Genomic DNA, 24,093 nt, shown 5'->3' with positions numbered 1-24,093 from the left:
ATGCCGGGCCTGATGCACGCCTGCGATGTGCTGGTCCAGAACGCCGGCGGCCTGACCTCGCTGGAGGCGTTCGCCGCGGGACTGCCGGTGGCGAGTTACCGCTGCATACCGGGCCACGGCCAGACCAACGCGGCCGCCCTGGACGAGGCGGGCCTCGCCGTCTGGATCCGCGACCCGGCCGGCCTCGGCCCGGTCCTGGCCGAACTCCTGCACGGACCGCGCGGCCAGGCCCAGCGCACGGCCGGCCTCGCCCTGCACGCCTCGGCCCCCGGACCGGTACCCACCATCGCCGCCGCTGTCGCCACCGGGCCGCTGTCACTGCCCACGCGCGCCGCCGTCAGCACCGGGCCGCTGCCGACGCGCTCCGCACGGCCCGCACCGAAGCGCTTCCGAGGCGGGCGGCGGCTCGTCCTGACCGCAGCCGCCACGGCGGCCACCGTCTCCCTCGGCGTGGCCGCCCCGCTCGCCTACGCCTACTCCGAGGCCCCCGCCCGCTTCACCACCGTCGCCCACTACCTGGACGGAGACGGCCGATGACCGCCGCCCGCCTCGCCCGGGCCACCGCGGTCGCCTCGGCCGCGCTCGCCGCCCTGCACGCCGCGCCCGTGGCATCCACCTTCGGCCCGCTGCGCAACAGGGTCATGCCCAAGCTGGCCGGACAGGGCCGTCCCGACCACATCGCCCTCACCTTCGACGACGGCCCCGACCACCTGTCCACCCCGCACTTCCTCCGTCTCCTCGACGCCCGCGGGGTGCGTGCCACCTTCTTCCTGCTCGGATCGATGCTGGTCCGCTCGCCCGGACTGGCCAGGGAGATGACCGACGCCGGGCACGAGATCGCTGTCCACGGCTGGTACCACCGGCCCCTGCTGCTGCGCGGGCCCCGCGCCACCTACGAGGACCTCGCCCGCGCCCGTGACGCGGTCGCCACCGCCACCGGTCACCCGCCGACGCTGTTCCGGCCCCCGTACGGGGTGATGACCACCTCCGCCCATCTGGCCTGCCGCCGCCTCGGACTGACGCCCGTGCTGTGGACCTGCTGGGGCGAGGACTGGCGCCGCCGGGCCACCCCGCGCTCGGTGTACGACACCGTCCTGCGCGACCTGCGCGGCGGCGGCACCATCCTGCTGCACGACTCCGACTGCACCTCCGCCACCGGCTCCTGGCGCACCACCCTCACCGCCCTGCCCCGGATCCTCGACGCCTGCCAGGAGGGCGGCCGGGAGGTCGGCCCCCTGCGCGAGCACGGCGCGCGGACCGTCCCCCGCCGTCACACGTCGCTGCGCAGCAGCCGGTAGGCCGCCCCGGCGAGGGCGAGCGCGGTCCAGCCGAGGAAGACCAGCAGACCGGCGCCGGGGGAGAGGCTGGTGGCGTCGTGGGTCAGGGCGAACATCGACTCGCCCGCGTTGCTCGGCAGGTAGGGGCTGATGTCGTCCTGCCAGGAGCTGGGCAGCAGGGAGATCAGCCCGGGGATCAGCATCAGCGTGGCGACCAGTACCGAGATGCCGCCGGCCACCGACCGCAGCAGCGCGCCCAGCGCGGTGCCGATCACGCCGACCAGGCCGAGGTAGAGACCGGCGCCCAGCAGACTCCGTACGACCCCGGCGTGCGAGAAGTCCATCGCGGCGGGCGTGCCGGAGACGATCCGGCTGCCGAAGAAGAAGGCGACGCACACACCGACCGTGGAGACGGTCAGGGCGACCAGGCCGAACACGGTCGCCTTGGACCACAGCACCGGCAGCCGGCGCGGCACCGCAGCCATGGTGGAGCGGATCATGCCGGTCGAGTACTCGCCCGCCGTGACCAGCACGCCGAGGACGCCCAACGCCAGCTGCGCGAAGTTCGTACCGAACAACGACAGGCTCACGGCCGTCGAGCGGGCGAAGTCCGGGTCCATGTGGGCAGAGCCGATGGCGGACTTGAACCGGCTCGACGCGATCAGCCCGAACGCGACCAGGAACAGCAGCCCCAGTCCGAGGGTGATCCAGGTGGACCGCAGGGTCCAGAGCTTGGCCCACTCCGAGGCCAGCACCCGCCGGCCGGTCACCCGGTAGGCGGGGCGGGGGGCCTCGGCGACCGGCGCGTCGGGGGCGGTGGCGGTGAGGGTGCTCATGCGGTGCTCCCGACGGGCTCGGCGCTCTCGGCGGTGTCGGTGTCGGTGTCGGTCGCGGTCGTGGCGCCGTGGTACTCCACGGCATCCTTGGTCAGGTCCATGAAGGCCTGCTCCAGCGACATCTGGCGGGTGCTCAGCTGGAACAGGGCGATCCCGTGCTCGGCGGCCTTCAGCCCGATCTCCCGGGCGCTGAGCCCGGTCACCCGGAGTTCCTCCGACCCGATGCGCCCCTCGATCCCGACCTCCGGAGCGGCCAGGACGTCCCGCAGCCGCGCCGGGTCCTGCGTGGCCACGTGCACGGTGTCGCCGCCCGCCTCGCGCACCAGGTCGCCCACGGTCGTGTCGGCGAGCAGCCGGCCCCGGCCGACGACGATCAGATGGTCCGCCACCAGCGCCATCTCGCTCATCAGGTGCGACGACACGAACACCGTGCGCCCTTCCTCGGCGAGCGAGGTCAGCAGGTTGCGGATCCAGAGCACGCCCTCGGGGTCCAGCCCGTTGACGGGCTCGTCGAGCATCACGGTCTGCGGGTCGCCGAGGAGGGCCGCGGCGATCCCGAGCCGCTGGCCCATGCCGAGCGAGAAGGCACCGGCCCGCTTCTTCGCCACACTGCCCAGCCCGGCGAGTTCGATGACCTCCCCGACCCGGCGGCGCGGGATGCCGTGGGTGAGCGCCAGCGCCCTGAGGTGGTTGTAGGCCGAACGGCCCGGATGGATCGACCTGGCCTCCAGCAGGGCACCGACCTCCTGCAGCGGGGCCCGGTGCCGGGCATAGCGCCGGCCGTTCACCGTGACGGAACCGCTCGTGGGGGCGTCCAGGCCGACGATCATGCGCATCGTCGTGGACTTCCCCGCGCCGTTGGGGCCCAGGAAGCCGGTCACCGTACCCGGCTTCACGACGAATTCCAGGCCGTCGACGGCCGTCTTCTCGCCGTATCTCTTGGTCAGCTGCCGTGCGTCGATCATCGGAGCTCTTTCTCTCGGGCTCGGCGTCCCTCACAACTGACGCCTCTGAGCCACGCTAAGTCCGTGATCGGCCCGACCCGGTCGTACCGGGGGCTGAATGGGGCCCCACCCGTGGTGCGGGGGTACTACGCGCCTGCGAGCACGGGCTCAGTACGCGTGGTGGACCTGCCAGAAGGCCCAGGCCTGGCAGGGGCTGCCGTAGGTGGTGTTCATGTAGTTCAGGCCCCACTTGATCTGGGTGGCCGGGTTGGTCTGCCAGTCGGCGGCGACGGAGGCCATCTTGGAGCCGGGCAGGGCCTGGACCAGGCCGTACGCGCCGGAGGAGGGGTTGACCGCCAGATAGTTCCAGGTGGACTCGTGGTCCACGATGTTGCTGAAGCACTGGAACTGGCCGGTGCCCACGATCTGCGCGGCCATCGCCTTGAGCTGCGCCACGGTGTAGGAGCTGCGCACCGGGAAACTGGCCGAGGAATCGCCGGCCGCGGCCTTGGCCTCCGCGCGTTCCCTGGCATCGGCCATCCTGGCCTCGGCGGTTCTGGCCGCAGCCACCCGGGCGGCCTGCTCGGCGTCCTTCCTGGCACTCGCATCCGCCAGGACGGCCATGGTGTCGGCCTGGTGCGTGAGGGAGGCGGTCTGCACCCGGGCCTGGTGGCCCACGGGTATGTCCGCGAGCAGGGGGGTGTCGGGAGCCGTGGCCTGCGCGTCGTCCTTCTGCGTGCCGCTGGCCGAGGCGACCCCGGCCACGCTTCCGACCGCGGTGACCGCGGTGGCCGAGACGACCGCGAGTCCCCGCACAGACATCCGGCTCACGCGCTTGCCTTCCTCTGGAAGCATCCCGCTTGCTGGGTACGACAGTCGGCATACTCTTGCGCACCCGCCCCGGCCGACGCAATCGTCCACAGCCGCGACAAGAGTCAAGCAGCAACTGATTGCTCGATTGTTGTCGCGCTGCTCCCGGCCGCCCGGGACCCCCTTGACGAGCGTCCCTAGGCGGCGTCACCCGCGGATCTGCGGGTCGTCGTACGACGGCCGGACGTCCGCGCGGTGTTGCCGGAGCCGGCGCGGGCGGCCGTACCCGCGGTGGACCGGCGGGAGGAGTTCCGGGCGCCCGCGGCGGGGGTGCCGCCGGTCGTCTTGGCGGACCCGGCCCGGCGGGCGGCGCCGCGCTCGCCCGTCGCCGGGGTGCCGCCGGAGGCCTTCGCTCCGGTCGTGGACCGGCGGGCGGAGCCCTCGCCGCCCGCCCTGGAGGCGCCGCCCGACACGGTCTGGGCCTCGCCGCCGCCGTTGCGGCGCCGACGTGAGGGCCGTCCGCCGGTCTTGGCCGTGCCGGCCTTGGCGGTGCCGGTCTTGCGGGCCGGGCGGGACGCCGCCGGCGGCGTCGGCTGGGGGACCTCGATGGTGACGGCCACACCGGACGGCTCGCGGGCGCCGGTGATGGTGGCCAGTTCCGCGTCGCCGGAGGTGACCCGGGCGGTCCTGGGCCGGATGCCCGCGTCCGACATGAGCCGGGTGACTTCCCGCTTCTGCTCGGGCAGGACCAGCGTGACCACACTGCCGGAGCCGCCGGCGCGGGCCGTGCGGCCGCCCCGGTGGAGGTAGTCCTTGTGGTCGGCCGGCGGGTCGACGTTCACGACCAGGTCGAGGTCGTCGACGTGTATGCCACGGGCCGCGACGTTCGTCGCCACCAGGGCGGTGACCTGGCCGTTCTTGAACTGCTCCAGGGTGCGGTTGCGCTGCGGCTGGGAGCGGCCCCCGTGCAGGGCCGCCGCGCGGACACCGACGGCCAGCAGCCGCTTGGCGAGCCGGTCGGCGGACCGCTTGGTGTCCAGGAAGAGGATGACCCGGCCGTCACGGGCCGCGATGCGCGTGGTGACGGCCTTCTTGTCGGTCTCGTCCAGCACGTGCAGGACGTGGTGCTCCATGGTGGTCACCGCGCCCGCCGACGGGTCCACGGAGTGCACCACGGGGTCGGTCAGGAACCGCTGCACCAGCCGGTCGATGTTCCGGTCCAGGGTGGCCGAGAAGAGCATGCGCTGCCCGTCCGCCCGTACCTTCTCGATCAGCTTGGTGATCTGCGGCAGGAACCCCATGTCCGTCATCTGGTCGGCTTCGTCCAGCACCGTGATGCGGACGTCGTCGAGCACGCAGTCCCCGCGTTCCACGAGGTCGTTGAGGCGGCCGGGGCTCGCCACGACCACCTCGGCACCGCGCCGCAGGGTGGCGGCCTGCTTGGTGATGGACAGCCCGCCGACCACGGTGGCCAGGCGGAGGTTCACCGCCGTCGCGTAGGGGGTCAGCGCGTCCGTCACCTGCTGGGCGAGCTCACGGGTGGGCACCAGCACCAGGGCGAGGGGCGCCTTGGGCTGGGCGCGCAGTCCGGCCGTGCGCGCCAGCAGCGCCAGCCCGAACGCGAGGGTCTTGCCGGAGCCGGTGCGTCCCCGCCCGAGCAGGTCGCGGCCGGCGAGCGAGTTCGGCAGGGTGGCGGCCTGGATGGGGAACGGCGTGGTCACGCCCTGCGCGGTGAGGGTCTTCAGCAGCCCGGCGGGCATGTCCAGACCGGCGAAGTCCTCGACGGGGGGAAGCGCGGGGGTGGTGCCTTCCGGCAGCCGGAACTCCTTCGGAGCCGACGGGGACGGCGAGGGCGACGAGGCGCGCCGGTTGGACTTCTGGGGCCTGCGGGACATGCGATGGTCTGCCTTCCTGGAAACAGCACAAACCGGGGTCCGCACCATGACGGTGCGGACCCCGGCCAGCGGATACGCGTCCGGCGATCAGGCGGGGACGATGTTCTCCGCCTGGGGGCCCTTCTGGCCCTGCGTGACGTCGAAGGAGACCCGCTGGCCCTCCTGGAGCTCACGGAAACCCTGGCTGGCGATGTTCGAGTAGTGGGCGAAGACGTCCGGACCGCCGCCGTCCTGCTCGATGAAGCCGAAGCCCTTTTCCGAGTTGAACCACTTCACAGTGCCCTGTGCCATGACAGTTTCTCCTTCTGTAGGCGATGGCCCCATCCGGAGATGCCGGAAAACAAACAATGCGCCTGAAGGGTAAACAGTCCCGTCAGGCGCACATAGGTTCATGGGTACCACAACTGCAACAGGCAAAAGCGTAGCACAGGTCGGCTGCCTTCATGATCAGTCCTGACGGCCGGTGGTGGCGAAGCGCCTGCGGTAGTGGGTCGGGGTCGTGCCCAGGTGGCGGGCGAAGGCGCGGCGGAGGGTCTCGTCGGTGCCCAGGCCGCTGTGCCGGGCGGCCGAGGTGACGCTGTGGCCCTCCAGGAGCAGCTGCTGGGCCCGGTCCAGACGGACGCGTTCGACCCAGCGCGCGGGCGTGGTGCCCAGCTCCGCCTGGCCCGAGTGACCGGACGGGGTCAGTCCGGCGGCGGGCCGAGGAGGCCGTCCACGACGTCGAGGAGCGGGCCCAGCAGGTCCTCGGGTGTCGCGTCGGCGAGCGGCCGCAGGCCTACCGCGGACCGTACGACGGCGACCCCCACCCCCAGGGCGACCAGGAGTTCCGCCCGCAGCAGGGCGTCGGGCGCCGCCGGGGCACCCGACGCCTCCAGCACCTGCCGGCCGAACTCCTCCAGGGCCCGCCGGCGCAGTCCGGCCACCTGCTCGTCGCCGGAGTCCCGCAGCAGCATCAGCACCGGATGCTCGCCGAACTCCGCCCAGGCCCCGGCCGCCAGCTGACGGCTGAGCGCCTCGGCGAGGGCGGTGCGGCCGTGCGGGAACTCCGTCTCACCTCCCAGGAACCTCGGCGTCGAGGCCAGCGCGGCCTTGAACAGGCCCTCCTTGGAGCCGAAGTACCGCTTGATCAGCGCCAGGTTCACCCCTGCGTCGGCGGCCACGTCCCGCAGCGTCGTGCGGTCGTACCCCAGCCGGGTGAACCGGGTGCGGGCGGCCAGCAGCAGGGCCCGGCGCGTCGCCGCGGCATCCCGGCGCCGGGGCCCGTCGGCGTCCTGCCCGGTCGTGTCCTGCCCGGTCGTGCCGTGCTCGGTCGTGTCCTGCGGTGACACAGCGGCTCCTCTCGTGAACACCACCGTGGACCCTTCGGCGGGCCTGGGCCCCACCGTCAAGTCATCATTCGTTGACATTGTCCCCGAGCGGGGCTACGTTGCCAAGTAATCGCTTGATGACTAACGCGGTCGTGTGGAAGGAACAGAGCCGGTGCCTCAGCAAGCCCTTCTCGTCATGGATGTCCAGCAGGTCGTCGTGGACCGCTTCCCCGACCCCGATTACCTCCCACGCCTGGGCAAGGCGATCGAGGCCGCCCGTGCGGGCGGCGTTCCGGTGATCTACCCGGTCGTCGGGTTCCGCCCGGGATACCCGGAGGTCAGCCCCCGGAACAAGATGTTCCGGGGGCTGGTGGGCGCCGCGACCCGCAACGCCGGTGACGACCGGGCCACGCAGGTCCATCCGGACGTGGCGCCGGCGCCCGGCGAGACCGTGGTCACCAAGCGGCGGGTCAGCGCCTTCGCCGGCAGCGACCTCGACATGGTGCTGCGGGCCGGTGGGATCGACCATCTCGTCCTCACCGGCATCGCCACCAGCGGGGTGGTCCTGTCCACCCTGCGCCAGGCCGCCGACCTCGACTTCGAGCTCACCGTCCTGTCCGACGGCTGCCTCGACTCCGACCCGGAGGTGCACCGGGTGCTCACGGAGAAGGTGTTCCCGATGCAGGCCGAGGTCACGACCGTGGACGCGTGGGTGGGGGCTTTCTGATCCCCTCCGTCAGGCGAGGGTCACCTCCACCGGCAGCTTCTTGATGCCGTTCACGAAGTTGGACCGCACCCGCGGCACGTCGCCGGCCAGCCGGATGTCGGCGAGCCGCGGGATCAGCTCCTCGAACATGATCCGGATCTCGGTGCGGGCGAGCAGGTTGCCCAGGCACAGGTGCGGGCTGCCCTTGCCGAAGGTGACGTGGTCGTTGTTCTGCCGGGCCACGTCGAAGTCGTACGGGTTCCCGAAGACCTCCTCGTCACGGTTGCCCGAGGCGTACCACATGACGACCTTGTCGCCCTCCCTGATCCGCTTGCCGCCCAGCTCGACCTCGCGGGTCGCGGTACGGCGGAAGTGGTAGACCGGGGACGCCCAGCGCAGGAACTCCTCGACCGCCGTGGGGATCAGCGACGGGTCGTCCTTGAGGCGGGCCAGCTGCTCCGGGTGCTGGAGGAGGGCCAGCATGGAGTGGGTGATGGTGTGCCGGGTGGTCTCGTTGCCGGCCACCACCAGGAGCAGGAAGTAGTTGTCGAAGTCCTGCGCGGAGAGCGGCACCCCGTCGCGCGGGGTGGTGTTCACCAGCTTGGAGACCAGGTCCGTCCCCTCGCCGCCGCGCCGCTGCCGGGCCAGTTCCCGCCCGTACTCGAAGACTTCGAGCGAGGCGGGGGAGCGGAACGGCAGATCGCGGTACTTCTCGCTCTCGGCGCTGTGCAGCAGGACGTCCGCGTAGTCGGGGTCGGTGTTGCCGATGATGCGGTTGCCCCAGTCGATCAGCTGCTGGTTGTCCTCCGGCGGCACGTCGAGGAGGCGGGCCAGGACGTTGATGGGGAAGTCCGCGGAGACCTCCTTCACGAAGTCGAAGGTGCCCTTGGCCAGGGCCGCGTCCAGGGTCTTCGCGGTCAGCCCGCGCAGGAAGTCGGTGTAGCTGTTGATGACACCGGCGCCGAACTGCCGCTGGATCACACTGCGCAGCGCCCGGTGGCGGACGCCGTCCAGCTCCAGGATCGAGGCGCGTTTCCTGATCTGGTCCTCGTCCACCTCCTCCAGGTTCACGAACCGGGTGGAGGTGAAGGTCTCGGAGTCCCGGTCGACCCGCGCGATGTCGGCGTGCCGGGTGACCGCCCAGAAACCGGAGTTGGGCGCCTCCTCCGGCTGCCAGTGCACCGGGTCCTCATGGCGCAGGGTGTGGAACATCCGCCAGGGGGTGACCCCGTCGGTGAAGTGGTCGAGGTTCGCGAGGTCGACGTCGGCGAGGCGCATCGCCTCGACGCCGGTGGCTGTGGTCATCGGTGATCCTTCACAGGTGGTAGGCGTACTCGGTGAACTCCCAGTCGGTGACATGCCGTCGGAAGCGTTCGACCTCGTTGCGCTTGTAGGAGAGGTAGGAGTCGGTGAAGTCCTTGCCGAGCAGCTCGACGAGCGCGGTGTCCGCCTCCAGGGCGTCCAGCGCGGCGGACAGGTCCATCGGCAGCACGGCCGCCTTCGCGGTGTCGTAGCCGTAGCCCTCCAGTGGCGCGGGCGGCTCGTCGCCGGCCAGCACGCCGAGCAGGGCGGCGGCCGCGGTCGCGGCGATCGCCAGGTAGGGGTTGGCGCTCGCGTCGCCGAGGCGCAGTTCGAGCCGGGCACCGGCCCCGCGCTCCGGCGGGACGCGGACCATCGCGCTGCGGTTGTCCAGACCCCAGTCGATCAGCCAGGGGGCGAGGGTGTCGGGGCCGAAGCGTTTGTACGAGTTGACGGTCGGGTTGAGCAGCGCGGCCAGGGCGGGGGCGTGCGCGAGGACGCCGGCGATCGCGTGCCGGGCGGTGGCGGACAGGCCGTACGCGCCGGACGCGTCGTCGAAGGCGTTGCGCCCCTCGCCGTCCGGCCCTTCGGTGCAGGAGAGGTGCAGATGGAAGCCGGAGCCGCCCGCGTCGTTGAAGGGCTTCGCCATGAAGGTGGCGAGCCGGCCCTCGCGCCGGGCCAGTTCCTTGATCGCGGCCTTGAAGCGGAACGCCCGGTCGGCGGCGGAGAGGGCCTCGGAGTGCAGCAGGTTGATCTCGAACTGTCCGCCGTCGAACTCGTGGTTCCCGCTCAGCACCCCGATCCCGAGGTCGCGCACCTGCCGCAGGGTGCGCAGCAGGTGGTTGTCGGGGTCGGCGCGCAGCCCGGCCGTGTAGACGACGCCGGGGTGGCCGCCGTAGCGCCGCCAGCCGCCGCCCGGTTCCGGCTCGCACAGGAAGTACTCCAGTTCGGGGCCGACGACCGGGCTCAGCCCGTGCTCCCGGCACCGGTCGAGGACCGACCGCAGCAGGTCGCGCGGCGACTCGGGGGCCGGTGCCCCGGTGGCCGGGTCGACGACGTCGGCGAGACAGGCGGCCACCCCCGGCTCCCAGGGCAGGGCGACCAGCGTGCCGAGGTCCGGCCGTACGGAGATGTCCGGCAGGCCCGCGTCCAGACCGCCGCTGACCGGGACCACGTCGCCCTGCGGACTGGTGTGGTAGACGGCCCGGCAGAAGGCCAGCCCGTGCTCCAGGGCGCGGGGCAGCTCCTCCACCAGCACATCCCGGGCCCGGTCGGTGCCGATGAGGTCGGGATACGTCACCCGGACGACATCGATGCCGTCCGCGGCGAGCCGGTCCAGGTGCCGGCGGACTTCTGACAGGTCTTGATCGCTCACCGTTGTCTCCTCGGGCGGACGGACGTCGGGGCACCGTCTCCGGGACCGGGAATCGGGGGTCCGGGAGGCGGGTGGCGTGGGGAGTGACAGCCGGGGCGCGTGGTCGAGGCGGCTCTCCGGCCTGCTGTTTGAAGCCAAACGGTAGGCAGGGGCGCACCTTGCCGCAAGGGGGCGACGGAAAGAATTTATCCAGGCGGATAGGTATTGACCAGGGGGTGGCGTCTGCCTACCTTGTTTGAAGCCAAACGAGTTCGGGTCGCGGTCCGCCGCAACCCGTTGGCAGGGCCCGGTCGGTACGACCGGCCGGGCCCGTTTCCCTCTCTTCTCTCCCTTCGCTTCCGCTCCCTCAGGAGGACCGGCCATGAAGGTCGTCGTCGACATGAACAAGTGCCAGGACCACGGCCAGTGCGTCTTCGCGGCCCCCGACGTCTTCTCGATGGACGACGCGGGCCACCTCGTCCACGTCTCCGACCCGGACGACGCACTGCGCGACGAGGTCGAGGAAGCGGCCGACGTCTGCCCGCTCCAGGCCATCCGGATCGAGGCCTGACCGTGGACGCGCGCATCGTCGTGGCCGGCGCCTCCATGGCCGGCCTGCGCGCCGCCGAACAACTGCGCGCGGCGGGCTGGAGCGGTGCGATCACCCTCGTCGGCGACGAACCGCACATGCCCTACAACCGGCCGCCCCTGTCCAAGGAGGTCCTGGCCGGCAAGGCCCCCTTCGACTCCCTCGCCTTCCGGCCGCGCGCGAGCGTGTCCGACGTCGAGTGGCGGCTCGGCAGGAAGGTCGTCGCCGCCGACCTCGACCGGCGGACGGTACGGCTCGACGACGGCGATGCGCTGTCGTACGACGGACTGGTCGTCGCCACCGGGATGCGCCCCCGGCGGCTGGCCTGCCCCGGCCCCTCCGCCGGCCGGCACACCGTCCGAACCCTCGACGACGCCCAGGGCCTGCGCGAGGCGCTGATCCGGCCCGGCGCCCGGGTCGTCGTGGTCGGCGCGGGATTCATCGGCTGCGAGGTCGCCGCGACCGCGGTGGCGCTCGGCGTGGCGGAGGTGACGGTCGTCGATCCGCTGCCGCTGCCCATGGGCGGGCCGCTCGGGGAGCTCCTCGGGCGCGCGCTGCTGAAGCGGCACGAGGACCGCGGGGTGCGCTTCGCGCTGGGGACCGGGGTGGCCGGGTTCACCGGTGACGATCGGGTCACCGGTGTGGTGCTCGGTGACGGTTCCGTGCTTCCCGCGGACGTGGTCGTCGAGTCGGTCGGGTCGGTCGCCAACACCGAGTGGCTCGACGGCAACGGACTGGATCTGACCGACGGGGTGCTCACCGACGCGTACCTGCGGGTCGGCGGCCGGCCGGACGTGGTCGCGGTGGGCGATGTGGCTCGGTTCCCCAACGCCCGCTACGACGGCGTCCCCCGCCGGGTGGAGCACTGGTGCATCCCGACCGACACCGCCAAGCACGCGGCGAGGACGCTGGTCGGTGATGCCGAGCCGGCGCCGTTCGCGCCGCTGCCCACCTTCTGGAGCGACCAGCACGACTTCCGGCTCCAGTCCTTCGGAGCGCCGGGGCTCGGCCAGGACGACGTCCGGATCCTCGACGGCGACCCCGACGGGGACGTGCTCGTCGGCTACCACCGCGACGGCCGACTCGTCGGTGTCGTCGCGCTCGGCGGGCAGGCCGTCGCCGCGTCCGCCGCCCGCTACCGCGCCGAGCTGCTCCGGCAGCCCGCCCTCACTGTTTAAGGAGCCCCAAGTGGCCAGTCTCCGTGGTTACTTCCATCCGAAGACGGCGAGCGGTGCCTCGTCGCTGATTCCCTCGCCGCCGTGGCGGTACTCCGGCGATCTGCTGACCGTCGAGTACCGGACGGATCCCGCGCGGGTGCGCGAACTGCTGCCCGAGCCGCTGGAGCTGGCCGAGGAGGACCCCGGCGCGGTCGCGCTGATCTGGGCCGACTGGCAGTCCTGCTCGGCGTCGGGGGAGGAGCTGCTCGACCCGGTGCTCGCGCAGTACAAGGAGGCGTTCGCGGTCGTGCGCTGCTCGTACCGGGGGCAGACGTACTCGCGGTGCGTCTACATCTGGGTCGACAAGGACTTCGCGATCGCCCGTGGGCTGCACCAGGGGTACCCGAAGAAGCTCGGGTCGATCCACCAGACGCGGCCGCATCCCTACGGGCCCGCCCCCCGGATCGAGGCGGGGGCCCGGTTCGGGGCGACGCTGGCGGCGGCGGACCGGCGGCTGGCACAGGCGGTGGTGACGCTGCGGGAGCCGTCCGCGACGAACGGGTTCGTCAACGGGCATCCGATGGCTCATCACCGGTGGCTGCCGTCGATCGAGAAGGGGAAGGGGCTGGCGCTGGACGAGCTGATCGAGTCGGGCGCGGCGGACTTCGAGGGCGGTCAGGCGTGGGTGGGGGACGCGGAGCTGGAGCTGTTCGAGGCGCCTACGGAGGAGCTGGCTCGGCTGGAGATCCGGGAGCCCATCGCCGCGTACTACCGGCAGGTGGGAGTGGTGTGGGACGGGGGGCGCCTGTTGGAGAGCGGGATGTCCGGAGTGGTTGCCGGGTGAGGCCGGTGGGCCTCCGCGAGTCCGTCGTGGTTGATCGCGCAGTTCCCCGCGCCCCTGGGTGGGTGCAGTTCCCCTTCTCACATAGGAGCCCTTCTCATGGCTGACAAGATCGTCGTTGCCGGAGTCTCGGTCGACACCCGGCACTGGATCGGTGGTGAACGGGTCGCTTCCGCCGACACGTTCACCGACAACTCGCCCATCGATGGCGCCGCCCTCGGGGAGATCGCCCGCGGCGGTCCCGTCGAGGCCCGGGCCGCCGTTGCCGCTGCCAAGGCGGCCTTTCCCGGCTGGGCCGCCACCTCACGTGCGGAACGGGCCCGTCTCCTTCACGCCGTCGCCGACGGGGTCGAGAAGCGGATCGAGGAGCTGGCGATCGTCGAGACCACGGACAACGGGGCGTTGCTGCGCTCGCACCGCCGTGGGGTCATGCCCCGGGTCGCGCACAACTTCCGGTTCTTCGCGGACTGGCTGCTGACGCTGGAGCACGAGGACTTCGAGACCCGGGGACACGCCAACCACGTCAGCTGGGACCCGGCCGGGCCCTGTGTGCTGATCACTCCGTGGAACGCGCCGCTCATGCTGGCCACCTGGAAGGTCGCGCCGGCACTGGCCGCCGGGAACACCGTGGTGCTCAAGCCGGCCGAGTGGTCGCCGCTCACCGCCTCGCTGCTCGCGGACATCGCCGCCGAGGCGGGGCTCCCCGCCGGAGTGCTCAATGTCGTGCAGGGGTACGGCGCGGAGATCGGCGACGCGCTCACCTCGGACCCGGACGTGCGGCGGATCAGCTTCACGGGGTCCGTGCCGACGGCTGAGCGGATCGCGGTGTCGGCCGCCGCCAACCTCACCCCGCTCAGCCTCGAACTTGGTGGCAAATCGCCCCTGTTGGTGTTCGCCGACGCCGATCTCGACCTTGCCGTGGATCTCGCGGTGGAGCAGTACGACAACGCCGGGCAGGTGTGTCTGGCCGCCACCCGCTTCCTCGTCGAGGAACCGGTCGCCGAGGAGTTCACGCGGCGGTTCGTCGAGAAGGCCACGGCCTTGAAGCAGGGCGACCCGCGGGACGAGGCCACCGACATCGGGCCCAACATCCATCCCCGTCAGCTGGAGAAGATCGACGGGTTCGTGCGACGCGCGATCGCCGCGGGGGCGCGGGCCGTGATCGGAGGGCATCGCGAGGACGGGCAGTACTACGCGCCGACGCTCCTCACCGATGTCGCGCAGGACTCGGAGATCGTCCAGGAGGAGGTCTTCGGACCGGTCCTGACGCTGCAGACCTTCGCCGACGAGGAGGAGGCGGTGCGGCTCGCCAACGACACCCGGTTCGGGCTCGCCGCCACCCTCGCCACCGGCGACCGGGAGCGTGCCGAGCGCGTCACCGCGCGGCTGGTCGCCGGCACCGTGTGGGTCAACTGCTTCTTCGTCCGGGACCTCCAGGCGCCCTTCGGCGGCTCCCGCCTGTCCGGTGTCGGGCGCGAGGGCGGTACCTGGAGCTTCGACTTCTACTGCGACCTGAAGAACACCGTCACCGCGCCTGGAGGGTGGAAGGACCATGGGTGAGATCGTCGGGGCGGGGCTGCTCGCCCATGTGCCCACCATCGTGCTGCCGGAGGCGGACCGGCTGGAGCTGAACGAGGGCAAGGAGATCACCCTCGTCACCGGACTGCGGGAGCTGCGCCGGGAGGTGTTCGAGCGGGACGACTACGACACCGTCGTCGTGCTTGATTCGCACTGGGCGACCACCGTCGAGTTCGTGGTCACCGCCCAGGAGCGGCGGGCCGGTCTTTTCACCTCCGAGGAACTGCCGCGCGGGATGTGCCGGATGCCGTACGACTTCCCCGGCGACCCGGAACTCGCCCGCAACGTGGAGAAGTTCGCGGACAAGCACGGCACCTGGATCACCGCGATCGAGGACGCGTACCTGCCGATCTACTACGCCACCATCAATCTGTGGAAGTTCCTGGGGGAGGGGCTGGCGGACAAGCGGTGGGTGACCATCGGGGTCTGCCAGACCGGGGACATGGAGGACCATCTGCGGCTGGGGCGGGCGCTCGCCGACGGGATCGCCGCCACCCCGGGGCGGCGGGTGCTGCTCATCGCCTCCGGCGCGCTCTCGCACACCTTCTGGCCGCTGCGCGAGCTGCGGGACCACGAGGCCAGCGACCCGGTGCACATCCGGACGCCCCAGGCGCGGGAGGCGGACTACGAGCGCATCGAGTGGTTCAAGGAGGGCCGGCACGACAAGGTCCTGGACACCATGGACGCGTTCTGGAAGGTCAAGCCGGAGGCGAAGTTCTTCCACTACCTGATGATGGCCGGCGCCCTCGGCGAGCAGGCGTGCGTCGCCAAGGGCCGCCAGTACGGCGCGTACGAGAACTCCGTCGGCACCGGCCAGGTCCACCTCTGGTTCGACCGGCCCGCCGACGGCTGGACCGGCACGGGGGCATCCGTGACCGCCGAGCCCCGCAACCCGCACCGTCGCCCCTAGGAAGGCAGCCATGCCCGAATACCGCCGCATCCTCCTCGACGGCGCCGCCGTCCAGGTCACCGTCGACGGGGACGAACTCGTCGCCGGGGACGGGCGCCGCGTGAAGACCGACGACGCCCAGCATCTGCCGCCGGTCGTGCCGTCGAAGGTCATCGCCGTCCATCTCAACCACCGCAGCCGGGTGGACGAGTTCCAGATCCGGCTGCCCGACACCCCGACCTACTTCCACAAGCCGACCTCCTCCCTCAACTCCCACAAGGGCGCGATCGTCCGGCCCGAGGGCTGCAGGTGGCTCAACTACGAGGGCGAGGTCGCCATCGTGATCGGGCGGACCGCGCGGAACGTCTCGCCGGCCGAGGCGGGGGAGTACATCGCCGGGTACACGGTGGCCAACGACTACGGGCTGCACGACTTCCGGGACACCGACGCCGGGTCCATGCTGCGGGTGAAGGGGTCGGACACGCTGTGCCCGCTCGGCCCGGGACTGGTCACGGACTGGGACTTCCACGGCAAGCGGCTGCGGACGTACGTCAACGGCGAGGTCGTCCAGGACGGTTCGACCGACGAGATGCAGTGGGACATGCACTATCTCGTGGCCGACATCGCCCGGACCATCACCCTGTACCCCGGTGACGTGCTGCTGTCCGGGACCCCGGCCAACTCTCGGCCCGTGCGGCCCGGCGACGTCGTCGAGGTGGAGGTGGAGGGGCTCGGGCGGCTGACCAACCACATCGTCACCGGGCCCACCCCGGTCCGCAGCGACGTCGGCGCGCAGCCCACCGAGTCCGAGGAGGTGCTGTCCACCGCGCTGGGCGGCGACTGGGAGTTCCGTGGCGTCCGCGCGCCCCGCAGGTAGACGGCACGACAGGTGCCGGGACCCGGCGGGTAGGGTCGCGACCATGACCGAATCCGCCGGGACCCCGCAGCCCTCCGACGCCCGGTCGCGCAAGCGGCTCGGGTACGGGGAGGGGCGCGAGGCGCTGCTCAAGGCCGCGGTCCGGGTCGTCGGACAGCGGGGGCTGCGCCATCTCACCTACCGTGCCGTGGCCGAGGAGGCCGGGGTCACCCACGGTCTGGTCGTCCACCACTTCGGCTCCCGGGACGCGCTGATCGAGGAGTCCCTCGCCTACGCGGTGCGCCTCAGCCTCAGCAGCAGCCTGCTGGAGCCCGGCACCGGGAAGCCCGAGGACTTCGTGACCGGTCTGACGGACATGGTCGAGGACCACGCGGACGTGCAGGCGTACCAGTACGAACTGCTCCTGGAGGCCCGCCGCCGCCCCGAGCTGCTGCCGCAGGTCCGGGAGCTGTACGACGAGTACTTCGGGGCCTCCCAGCGCGAGCTGGCCCGGATACTGCCCGACGACGCGAGCCCGGCGTTCAACCGGCTGGTCTTCGCCGCGCTGGACGGACTCGTGCTGCACCAGCTCACGGGCATCGGCGACCGCGCGGACACCGAGGCCGCCCTCGCCGAGCTGCGTGCGCTGCTGCACACCCTGGGTGAGCGGCCGGCGGAGAACCGCGACTGAGCGTGCCCGGCGCCGAACCCCCCGTCGCGGTCCGGGCGGGGGGTTCGCCATGCCCTGGGCAGGGCGGTTTCCCCGGCGTAAATTCCCCTCCCCACCCCCTTGCCGGATGGATAGTTCTGGCCCACCATAAGGCAACTCGTTTGGCTCAAAACGAAAACTCCTCCCTTCCCCTCAGCAGGTGATCCGAGTGGACAGTCAGACGGTCGACGCCTCTCCGCAGACCGGGGAGGGCCGCCCCGCGGCCACCCTCAAACGCAACGCCCTGGGTGTCCTGGGCATCCTCTTCTTCGTCCTGTCCGCGCAGGCGCCGCTCACCGGCATCGCGGGCGCCGTCCCGATCGCCGTGGCGGTCGGCAACGGCGCCGGGGCCCCGGCCGCCTACGCCATCGCCGGAGCGGTGATCCTGCTGTTCTCGGTGGGCTTCGTGGCCATGGGCCGGCACGTCGTGAACGCCGGCGCCTTCTACACGTACATCGGCAAGGGCCTGGGCCGGACGACCGGCAGCGGCAGCGCGGCCGTGGCGCTGTTCGCCTACTGCACGGTCCAGGCCGCCATGTACGGCCTCTACGGGTTCACCGTCAGCGGGCTGGTCGAGCACTACTCCGGCGCGCACATCGCCTGGTGGGTGTGGGCCCTGGTGACCATGGGCGCCGTCCAGGTGCTGGGCGCCGCCGGGATCGAGCTGGGCGCCAAGGTGCTCGCCGTGTTCGTGCTCGCCGAGTTCAGCATCCTGCTAGTCTTCGCCCTGGTCACCCTCGTCAAGGGCGGCGGTCCCGAGGGGCTCGACTTCGGCGGCACCTTCTCCCCGAGCGCGGCGCTCCAGGGCGCGCCCGGCGTGGCCCTGATGTTCGCCGTCGCCTCCATGTTCGGCTTCGAGGCCACCGCGATCTACGGCGAGGAGGCCCGCGAGCCCCACAAGACCGTGCCCCGGGCCACCTATCTGTCGGTCGCCGTGGTCACCGGCTTCTTCGCCTTCGTCTCCTGGATGCTGGTCTCCTCCTACGGCCCCTCGAAGGTCACCGCGGCCGCGGGCAAGGCCCTGGCCGGCGGCGACTCCACGGTCTTCGTCTTCGCGCCCATCGCCGCCCAGTTCGGCGGCTGGGTCAACGACGTGCTGCCGATCCTGCTGGGCACCTCGCTCTTCGCCGGCATCCTCGCCTTCCACAACTCCGCCAACCGCTACCTGTTCTCGCTGAGCCGCGAGGGCCTGCTGCCGGGCCGGCTGCGCACCCTCAACCACCGGCACTCGCCGTGGGCCGCGGGCCTGGTCCAGACGGCGATCGCCGTCCTCCTGGTGATGCCCTTCGCCCTCGCCGGCAAGGACCCGGTCCTCACCCTCTTCTCCTGGTTCAGCGGCGTCGGCGTGCTGGCCTGCATGCTGCTGTACTTCCTGACCTCGGTCTCGGTGATCGTCTTCTTCCGCCGCGAACGCCTCGACACCCGGCGCTGGAACACGCTGATCGCCCCCGCCCTCGGCGCGCTCGGCATCGCCGCCGTGATCTGGGTGGTCCTCACCAACTTCACGACCCTCATCGGCGGCGACGCCACCACGGCCCTCTGGCTGGTCCTGGCCGTCCCCGCGGTGCTGCTCCTCGGGGCGGGGACCGCACGGGTCGTGCACGGTCGCTGACCCACCTCGCCGGGTCCGGCCGCCCCGCGGCCGGACCCCCGACCCCTCGACGGGACCACCAATGCTGGACCTCACCCACGACGAACTCCTCGGCCGCGCCAAGGCCCTCGACCTGCCCGCACACCACCACATCGACGGCACCGACGAACCCGGCGGCGGTGGTGCCTTCGCCGTGGTCTCGCCCCGCGACGGGCAGCTCCTCACCCGGGTCGCCGACGCCGGGCAGGCCGAGGTCGACCTCGCCGTGGCCGCCGCCCGCCGCGCCTTCGACTCCGGCCCCTGGCCGCACCTGGCTCCCGCCGAACGCGGCCGGATCCTGCTCCGCATGGCCGAACTCCTCGAAGAGCACCGGGAACGGCTCGCCCTCACCATCACGCTGGAGATGGGCAAGCCGATCACCGAGGCGTACGCCATCGAACTGCGCGCGGCGATCACCACCTTCCGCTGGTACGGGCAGCTGGCCGACAAGCTCACCGACGAGTCCCCGCACACCGCTCCCGACGCCCTCGCCCTGGTCACCCGCGAGCCGACCGGGGTCGTCGGCGCGGTGGTCCCCTGGAACTTCCCGCTCACCCTGGCGAGCTGGAAGGTGGCTCCGGCGCTCGCGGCCGGCTGCACCGTCGTACTGAAGCCGTCCGAGTCCTCCCCGCTCTCCGCCCTGCTGCTCGGCCGGATCGGCACCGAGGCCGGACTCCCGCCGGGCGTGCTGAACGTCGTCACCGGCGACGGGCCGACCGCCGGGCGGGCCCTCGGCCTCCACCCGGACGTCGACGTGCTGGCCTTCACCGGCTCCACCGCCGTCGGCCGGCACTTCCTGCGCTACTCCGCCGACTCCAACCTCAAGCGGGTCTGGCTGGAGCTGGGCGGCAAGTCGCCCAACATCGTCCTTCCCGACGCCCCCGACCTGGACGCGGCCGCCGCCACCGCCGCCTGGGGGATCTTCTTCAACCAGGGCGAGATGTGCACCGCGCCCTCCCGGCTCCTGGTGCACTCCTCCGTCGCCGAGCGCGTGACCGACGCGATCGTGCGCCGGGCCGAGGAGCTGCGGATCGGCGACCCGCTCGACCCGGCGACCGAGATGGGCGCGCTGGTCGGGGAGGCCCACCTCGGGCGGGTGCGCGACCACATCGCCGCCGGCTGTGAGGAGGGCGCCCGGCTGCGCACGGGAGGCGAGCGGGCGCTGACCGAGACCGGCGGCAGCTATCTGCGGCCGACCGTCTTCGACCGCGTCGGCCCCGGGACGCGCCTGGCCCGCGAGGAGATCTTCGGCCCGGTGCTCTCCGTCCTCGCCTTCGACGACGTCGCCGAGGCGGTCCGGCTCGCCAACGCCACCGAGTACGGGCTCGCGGCCGGACTGTGGACCTCCGACCTGTCCACCGCCCACCAGGTCTCCCGCGCCCTGAAGGCCGGCACGGTCTGGGTGAACTGCTACGAGGAGGGCGACCTCACCGTGCCCTTCGGCGGCATGAAGCAGTCCGGCAACGGGCGGGACAAGTCCGCGCACGCGATCGACAAGTACACCGACCTCAAGACGACCTGGATCCAGCTGTGACCCCTCCGCCCCGCCGACTCCGCCCGCTCATCGCCGTACCCGCCCGGTTCTCCGCCACCACCTCCGCGCTGCGCTTCGCCGCCGAGGTCAACGCCCGCGCGCTGATCGAGGCCGTCTGGCGGGCCGGTGGCGAACCCGCGAGCATCCACCCCGCCGACACCGACGTGGCAGGGCGGCTCGCCCGCTTCGACGGGGTGCTGCTGCCCGGCGGCGGCGACCTCGCCCCGTACCGCTACGGCGCCGACGACACCCACGACAGCGTCTACGACGTCGACGACCTCCAGGACACCTTCGACCTCGAAGTCGCCCGGCACGCGCTGGAGTCGGGGCTGCCGCTGCTGGCGATCTGCCGGGGGCTGCAGGCCGTGAACGTGGCGCTCGGCGGCACCCTGGAACAGGACATGGGCGGCCCGGACCGCACCCACCGGCACCTGCGCCACCCGGTGACCGTGCGAGCCGGCTCCCGTGTCGCCCGGGCGCTGGGGGAGGAGAAGGCGGACGCCTCCTGCTACCACCACCAGCGGGTGGCCCGGCTCGGCGACGGGCTCACCGTCACCGCGACCGCCGCGGACGGCACCGTCGAGGGAGTGGAACTCCCCGGCGCCCGGGGCTGGTTCACCGCCGTGCAGTGGCATCCGGAGGACACCGCGCACGAGGACCCCGTCCAGCAGCGGCTGTTCGACGCGCTGGTGCGGGCCGCCGCCTGATCAGGCCTTCGGGCGGCGACCGCTGCGCCGGGGCGCGGGCTCGGCCCCGTCCAGCAGCTCCCGGCGCCGCTCCTCACCGTGCTCCTCCACCTGGAGCACGACCCGCCGCAGCCCCTGCGCGAGGCTGCGGCACTCGGCGTCGCTGAGGCCGGTGGTCACGAAGGCCTCCTCCTCGTTGAACGCCGGGAACACCCGCTGCATCAGCTCCTCGCCCTTGTCGGTGAGGCTGAGCAGCACCAGCCGGCCGTCGCTCGGATGCCCGGACCGGCTGAGCAGCCCGCGCGACTCCAGCGTCCTGGCCACCCCGGTGAGCGTGCCCTTGGAGATCCCGGCCTCCTCCGCCACATGCCGGGTCTCCGACTCGCCCCACACCCAGACCACCCACAGCACCACGAACGCGGTCCAGGTCAGGTCGGAGCCGCGCAGCACCGAGTTCTCCAGATGCTGGCGCACCGCGGAGGCGGCCCGGTGGATGTTGGCCACGGCCGCCATCTGGTCCCGGTGGATCGGGATACCGCCGAGCTTCGCCGAGGCGAGCTTCTCGGCTTCGGTGATGGACCGCTGACCGGGCACGGGTGACTCCTTCGCGAATGTCGTTCGGCCTCAAATTGTACGGAACGCCGCGTGCCCTCAGCGGGCGGCCGGATGGGGCAGGTCGTGGGCCTCCAGACTGATCAGCTGCTCCGGCGTCGGGGCGGCGAGCTCGGCGACGCGCTGGGCCTGGCGTTCGGTCGTCTCCTGGAAGATCTGCCGGGCCGAGCGGCCGTTGCCGAAGCCCTCGCCCCGGGGCATGGCCTCGAAGAGGCCGACCAGCTCGGTGCGGGCCGTGGGCGTGAGCTCGTAGCGGTGCTGGGCGGCCTGGTACTCGACGATCGACACCAGCTCGGCCGGCTCGTAGTCCTCGAAGAGGAGGGTGCGGCCGAACCGGGAGGCCAGACCGGGGTTGGAGCCGATGAAGCGGTGCATGTCACCCGGGTAGCCGGCGGCGATGACCACGACGTCGTCGCGGTGGTCCTCCATCAGCTTCACCAGCGTCGCCACGGCCTCGGTGCCGAAGTCGTTGCCCGCGAAGGCCGGGGCCAGCGAGTAGGCCTCGTCGATGAAGAGCACCCCGCCGAGCGCCCGGTTGAAGGCGGCCGTGGTCTTCGGGCCGGTGTGGCCGACGTACTCGCCCACCAGCGCGGTCCGGTCGACCTCGATCAGATGGCCCCGGCGGAGCAGACCGAGGGCCTTGAGGAGGCGGCCGTAGAGGCGGGCGACGGTGGTCTTGCCGGTGCCGGGGTTGCCGGCGAAGACCAGGTGGCGGCTGAGCGGCGGGGCGGGCAGCCCGGCCTCCTCGCGGCGCCGGACCGTCTGCATGAGCTTGACCAGGGAGCCGACGTCCTGCTTCACCCGGTCCAGGCCGACCAGTTCGTGCAGCTCGCCGAGGAGGTCCTCCAGGTTCTCCTCCTCCGGCTCGTCGGGGTCGTCGGCGGCCTTGGCGGCGGACGCGGAGGGCGAGGCCGTGCCGGGTCTCCCGTTCGCCGGGGCCGCGGCCGGGGTGCCGAAGGTCAGCGGGGTGCCGTCGGCCGTGCAGTCCTCCAGGACCGGCTCGGCGCCCTCGTCGGTGCCCAGCGCCTCCGCGCAGTCCCGGATCCGGCAGTGCCGGAAGAGCGGGTCGGCGCCCTTGGCCACATGCAGCGCGGGGAAGCCCGCACGGGTGACCTCGACCCCGGTGAACGTGCCGCCCGCGCCCTCCGCCAGGAACAGCCCGTTCTTGCCCGGGCGGTCGATGTGCAGGCCGGTCACCTCCGGGCGGGCGCCGGTCCACACGACCGCGCCGGAGCCCGCGCAGTCCTCGACCCGGCCGCCGGCCACCGTCGCCTCGGCGCCCTCGTCGACGACCAGCCCGGCCGCCCCCGCGCCGCTGATCCGGATCCCTTCGAGGGCGGCGGCGGCGCCCTTGGCGACCTGTACGCCGATCTCCCTGGTCCCGGTCACCGTGGTGTCGGCGACCGTGCTGCCGGCCGGCGAGCCGATGCCGATCCCGGCGGCGGTACCGGCGACCCGGCAGCCGGTGAGCGTGGCCACCGCCCGTTCCAGGACGCTCACCCCGGTCATGGCGACGTCGGCGATCCCGCAGTCGGTGAGTTCGACCCGGGCCTCGCCGGTGGCGTGCACCCCGTGCTCGGAGCCGCCCCGCACCCGGCAGTCGGCGAGCCGCCCGACGGCCGCACCGGCCAGGTGCACGGCGCTGAAGGCGCTGCGGTCGATCCGGCAGTCGGCCAGGTCCGCCTCGGCCGACCCGGTGACCAGCAGCCCGTTGGCCCCCGCGTCGGCGACCGAGCAGCCCGAGGCGCTCAGCCGGGCCGTCTCCTGGACGACCAGACCGCTGGCCGCCGCCCCACGGATCCGGCAGTCGGTCAGCTCCGCACGTGCCGACCCGGTGAGGTGCACCCCCGCCGCGCCGGGCGTCTCGATACGCGACTCCCCGGCCGTGGCCTCGGTGGCGTCCTCCAGGAGCAGCCCGGCCCGGCCGCTGCCCGCCAGCACCGAGTCGGTCAGCCGCAGCCGGGACCGGCCCCGCAGCCGCACCCCGGACCCGGTCGTCCGCTCCAGCCGCAGCCGTACGGCGTCCAGGCTCGCGGTGCCGGACAGCACCACGCCCGTGCCGTCGACGCCGGTCACCGCGGTGTCCTCCAGCCGGGCCCGGACACCGCCCGCCAGATGCAGTCCGGCCAGCCGGGCCCCTTCCAGACGGCAGCGGCGCAGCACGACCGCCGTCGTACCGCCCTCCTCGTCCTCCGGGCCCTTGACCTGCACCCGGCCGCCCTCCACCGAGCACTCCTCCAGGACCAGCCCGGCGCCGGACGACACGCTCACGGCCGGCAGTCCCGCGTCGGACCCCCACACGGTGATGTTGTGCAGGGCGCAGTCCGGGCCGTCCACGGTCACCGCGGCGGCCTCACCGGGCGGCGCCGCGATCACCACACTGCCCCGGCCGTGCTCCGCCGTGAGCACGACCGCGCGGTCCAGCACCACGTTCTCGGTCCAGGTGCCGGGGGCGATCACCACCAGATCGCCGGGCGAGGCGGCCCGTACCGCCTCGCCGATGGTCCGGTACGCGCCCCGGCCGCCCTGCCCCTTGGGCGCCACGGTGTGACGGGTGGTCATCTGTGTTCCTCAGTCCTCGGTG

At 72.5% G+C, this 24,093-nt stretch carries 23 protein-coding genes and 1 pseudogene; 13 read left to right on the top strand and 11 right to left on the bottom strand.

Going from position 1 to position 24,093, the window contains the following annotated elements; translation table 11 throughout:
- Together ACGFZS_RS41815 and ACGFZS_RS41810 are read left to right on the top strand one after the other, a co-directional pair.
- Window positions 1-537 (top strand): annotated as a pseudogene (locus ACGFZS_RS41815) (UDP-N-acetylglucosamine--N-acetylglucosamine transferase); the annotation flags it as partial.
- Window positions 534-1,298, top strand: a complete 765-nt coding sequence (locus tag ACGFZS_RS41810) for a polysaccharide deacetylase family protein (RefSeq protein ID WP_393799550.1) — start codon at window positions 534-536, stop codon at window positions 1,296-1,298. The pseudogene ACGFZS_RS41815 and the gene ACGFZS_RS41810, both read left to right, overlap by 4 nt.
- On the opposite strand, the gene ACGFZS_RS41805 is transcribed toward ACGFZS_RS41810, so the two are convergent.
- The 7 genes from ACGFZS_RS41805 to ACGFZS_RS41775 all read right to left on the bottom strand — a co-directional run bounded on the left by ACGFZS_RS41805 (window position 1,271) and on the right by ACGFZS_RS41775 (window position 7,090).
- On the bottom strand, window positions 1,271-2,113 hold the full coding sequence (locus tag ACGFZS_RS41805; RefSeq protein ID WP_393799549.1) for an ABC transporter permease: 843 nt from the start codon (window positions 2,111-2,113) through the stop codon (window positions 1,271-1,273). The two genes, ACGFZS_RS41810 and ACGFZS_RS41805, sit on opposite strands and share 28 nt — an antisense overlap.
- Entirely contained in the window at window positions 2,110-3,078 is a 969-nt protein-coding gene (locus ACGFZS_RS41800; protein WP_393799548.1) for an ABC transporter ATP-binding protein, read from the bottom strand. Before ACGFZS_RS41800 ends, ACGFZS_RS41805 begins: the two co-directional genes overlap by 4 nt.
- Before the next feature lie 147 nt (window positions 3,079-3,225).
- Window positions 3,226-3,888: a transglycosylase SLT domain-containing protein gene (locus ACGFZS_RS41795; RefSeq protein WP_393799547.1), complete on the bottom strand. Its 663-nt coding sequence runs from the start codon at window positions 3,886-3,888 to the stop codon at window positions 3,226-3,228.
- Window positions 3,889-4,064: 176 nt separating this feature from the next.
- On the bottom strand, window positions 4,065-5,762 hold the full coding sequence (locus ACGFZS_RS41790) for a DEAD/DEAH box helicase (RefSeq protein ID WP_393799546.1): 1,698 nt from the start codon (window positions 5,760-5,762) through the stop codon (window positions 4,065-4,067).
- An 87-nt stretch (window positions 5,763-5,849) separates the two neighbouring features.
- Window positions 5,850-6,053: a cold-shock protein gene (locus ACGFZS_RS41785; protein WP_355727909.1), complete on the bottom strand. Its 204-nt coding sequence runs from the start codon at window positions 6,051-6,053 to the stop codon at window positions 5,850-5,852.
- A 156-nt stretch (window positions 6,054-6,209) separates the two neighbouring features.
- Entirely contained in the window at window positions 6,210-6,416 is a 207-nt protein-coding gene (locus ACGFZS_RS41780) for a helix-turn-helix domain-containing protein (RefSeq protein ID WP_393799563.1), read from the bottom strand.
- 29 nt (window positions 6,417-6,445) lie between these two features.
- Window positions 6,446-7,090 carry a TetR/AcrR family transcriptional regulator gene (locus tag ACGFZS_RS41775; RefSeq protein WP_393799545.1) on the bottom strand — a complete coding sequence of 215 codons (645 nt, stop codon included), beginning with the start codon at window positions 7,088-7,090 and terminating at the stop codon, window positions 6,446-6,448.
- Window positions 7,091-7,241: 151 nt separating this feature from the next.
- On the opposite strand from ACGFZS_RS41775, the gene ACGFZS_RS41770 reads away from it, so the two are divergent.
- Window positions 7,242-7,796: a cysteine hydrolase family protein gene (locus ACGFZS_RS41770; RefSeq protein ID WP_393799544.1), complete on the top strand. Its 555-nt coding sequence runs from the start codon at window positions 7,242-7,244 to the stop codon at window positions 7,794-7,796.
- Between the two features lie 9 nt (window positions 7,797-7,805).
- On the opposite strand, the gene ACGFZS_RS41765 is transcribed toward ACGFZS_RS41770, so the two are convergent.
- Together ACGFZS_RS41765 and ACGFZS_RS41760 are read right to left on the bottom strand one after the other, a co-directional pair.
- Window positions 7,806-9,080: a cytochrome P450 gene (locus ACGFZS_RS41765; RefSeq protein ID WP_393799543.1), complete on the bottom strand. Its 1,275-nt coding sequence runs from the start codon at window positions 9,078-9,080 to the stop codon at window positions 7,806-7,808.
- 10 nt (window positions 9,081-9,090) lie between these two features.
- Entirely contained in the window at window positions 9,091-10,449 is a 1,359-nt protein-coding gene (locus ACGFZS_RS41760; RefSeq protein WP_393799542.1) for a glutamine synthetase family protein, read from the bottom strand.
- A 361-nt stretch (window positions 10,450-10,810) separates the two neighbouring features.
- Between ACGFZS_RS41760 and ACGFZS_RS41755 the strand changes: the two genes are divergently transcribed.
- The 10 genes from ACGFZS_RS41755 (at window position 10,811) to ACGFZS_RS41710 (ending at window position 20,918) form a co-directional block, all read left to right on the top strand.
- Window positions 10,811-10,999, top strand: a complete 189-nt coding sequence (locus tag ACGFZS_RS41755) for a ferredoxin (RefSeq protein ID WP_355729126.1) — start codon at window positions 10,811-10,813, stop codon at window positions 10,997-10,999.
- A gap of 2 nt (window positions 11,000-11,001) precedes the next feature.
- Window positions 11,002-12,195, top strand: a complete 1,194-nt coding sequence (locus ACGFZS_RS41750; protein ID WP_393799541.1) for an NAD(P)/FAD-dependent oxidoreductase — start codon at window positions 11,002-11,004, stop codon at window positions 12,193-12,195.
- A gap of 10 nt (window positions 12,196-12,205) precedes the next feature.
- Window positions 12,206-13,018 carry an acetoacetate decarboxylase family protein gene (locus tag ACGFZS_RS41745; protein WP_393799540.1) on the top strand — a complete coding sequence of 271 codons (813 nt, stop codon included), beginning with the start codon at window positions 12,206-12,208 and terminating at the stop codon, window positions 13,016-13,018.
- A 96-nt stretch (window positions 13,019-13,114) separates the two neighbouring features.
- Window positions 13,115-14,575 (top strand): aldehyde dehydrogenase, encoded by a 1,461-nt coding sequence (locus tag ACGFZS_RS41740; protein WP_393799539.1) that lies wholly within the window; start codon window positions 13,115-13,117, stop codon window positions 14,573-14,575.
- On the top strand, window positions 14,568-15,503 hold the full coding sequence (locus ACGFZS_RS41735) for a 3,4-dihydroxyphenylacetate 2,3-dioxygenase (RefSeq protein WP_393799538.1): 936 nt from the start codon (window positions 14,568-14,570) through the stop codon (window positions 15,501-15,503). Before ACGFZS_RS41740 ends, ACGFZS_RS41735 begins: the two co-directional genes overlap by 8 nt.
- Window positions 15,504-15,513: 10 nt before the next feature.
- Window positions 15,514-16,359, top strand: coding sequence for a fumarylacetoacetate hydrolase family protein (locus ACGFZS_RS41730; RefSeq protein ID WP_393799537.1), 846 nt, complete (start codon window positions 15,514-15,516; stop codon window positions 16,357-16,359).
- 43 nt (window positions 16,360-16,402) lie between these two features.
- Entirely contained in the window at window positions 16,403-17,029 is a 627-nt protein-coding gene (locus ACGFZS_RS41725) for a TetR/AcrR family transcriptional regulator (RefSeq protein WP_393799536.1), read from the top strand.
- A 187-nt stretch (window positions 17,030-17,216) separates the two neighbouring features.
- Entirely contained in the window at window positions 17,217-18,659 is a 1,443-nt protein-coding gene (locus tag ACGFZS_RS41720; protein WP_393799535.1) for an APC family permease, read from the top strand.
- 61 nt (window positions 18,660-18,720) lie between these two features.
- Complete coding sequence (locus tag ACGFZS_RS41715; RefSeq protein WP_393799534.1) at window positions 18,721-20,211, top strand: aldehyde dehydrogenase; 1,491 nt, start codon at window positions 18,721-18,723, stop codon at window positions 20,209-20,211.
- Window positions 20,208-20,918: a gamma-glutamyl-gamma-aminobutyrate hydrolase family protein gene (locus ACGFZS_RS41710; protein ID WP_393799533.1), complete on the top strand. Its 711-nt coding sequence runs from the start codon at window positions 20,208-20,210 to the stop codon at window positions 20,916-20,918. Before ACGFZS_RS41715 ends, ACGFZS_RS41710 begins: the two co-directional genes overlap by 4 nt.
- Here the strand turns inward: ACGFZS_RS41710 and ACGFZS_RS41705 are convergent, their stop codons facing one another.
- The gene (locus tag ACGFZS_RS41705; protein WP_393799532.1) at window positions 20,919-21,491 is read right to left on the bottom strand and encodes a MarR family winged helix-turn-helix transcriptional regulator; all 573 of its coding nucleotides are present in this window, start codon (window positions 21,489-21,491) and stop codon (window positions 20,919-20,921) included.
- 57 nt (window positions 21,492-21,548) lie between these two features.
- Window positions 21,549-24,071, bottom strand: a complete 2,523-nt coding sequence (locus tag ACGFZS_RS41700) for a right-handed parallel beta-helix repeat-containing protein (protein ID WP_393799531.1) — start codon at window positions 24,069-24,071, stop codon at window positions 21,549-21,551.
- Window positions 24,072-24,093: the final 22 nt, after the last annotated feature.

It is taken from the genome of Streptomyces sp. NPDC048288, assembly GCF_043201555.1.
Lineage (GTDB): Bacteria > Actinomycetota > Actinomycetes > Streptomycetales > Streptomycetaceae > Streptomyces.
This window is presented reverse-complemented; position numbering and strand designations above follow the sequence as displayed.

Excerpts from the sequence above, each read along its gene's own strand:
- ACGFZS_RS41810 (WP_393799550.1), top strand. The coding sequence starts at position 534 with ATGACCGCCGCCCGCCTCGCCCGGGCCACCGCGGTCGCCTCGGCCGCG.
- ACGFZS_RS41805 (WP_393799549.1), bottom strand. The coding sequence starts at position 2,113 with ATGAGCACCCTCACCGCCACCGCCCCCGACGCGCCGGTCGCCGAGGCC.
- ACGFZS_RS41800 (WP_393799548.1), bottom strand. The coding sequence starts at position 3,078 with ATGATCGACGCACGGCAGCTGACCAAGAGATACGGCGAGAAGACGGCC.
- ACGFZS_RS41790 (WP_393799546.1), bottom strand. The coding sequence starts at position 5,762 with ATGTCCCGCAGGCCCCAGAAGTCCAACCGGCGCGCCTCGTCGCCCTCG.
- ACGFZS_RS41785 (WP_355727909.1), bottom strand. The coding sequence starts at position 6,053 with ATGGCACAGGGCACTGTGAAGTGGTTCAACTCGGAAAAGGGCTTCGGC.
- ACGFZS_RS41765 (WP_393799543.1), bottom strand. The coding sequence starts at position 9,080 with ATGACCACAGCCACCGGCGTCGAGGCGATGCGCCTCGCCGACGTCGAC.
- ACGFZS_RS41755 (WP_355729126.1), top strand. The coding sequence starts at position 10,811 with ATGAAGGTCGTCGTCGACATGAACAAGTGCCAGGACCACGGCCAGTGC.
- ACGFZS_RS41740 (WP_393799539.1), top strand. The coding sequence starts at position 13,115 with ATGGCTGACAAGATCGTCGTTGCCGGAGTCTCGGTCGACACCCGGCAC.
- ACGFZS_RS41735 (WP_393799538.1), top strand. The coding sequence starts at position 14,568 with ATGGGTGAGATCGTCGGGGCGGGGCTGCTCGCCCATGTGCCCACCATC.
- ACGFZS_RS41730 (WP_393799537.1), top strand. The coding sequence starts at position 15,514 with ATGCCCGAATACCGCCGCATCCTCCTCGACGGCGCCGCCGTCCAGGTC.
- ACGFZS_RS41725 (WP_393799536.1), top strand. The coding sequence starts at position 16,403 with ATGACCGAATCCGCCGGGACCCCGCAGCCCTCCGACGCCCGGTCGCGC.
- ACGFZS_RS41715 (WP_393799534.1), top strand. The coding sequence starts at position 18,721 with ATGCTGGACCTCACCCACGACGAACTCCTCGGCCGCGCCAAGGCCCTC.
- ACGFZS_RS41700 (WP_393799531.1), bottom strand. The coding sequence starts at position 24,071 with ATGACCACCCGTCACACCGTGGCGCCCAAGGGGCAGGGCGGCCGGGGC.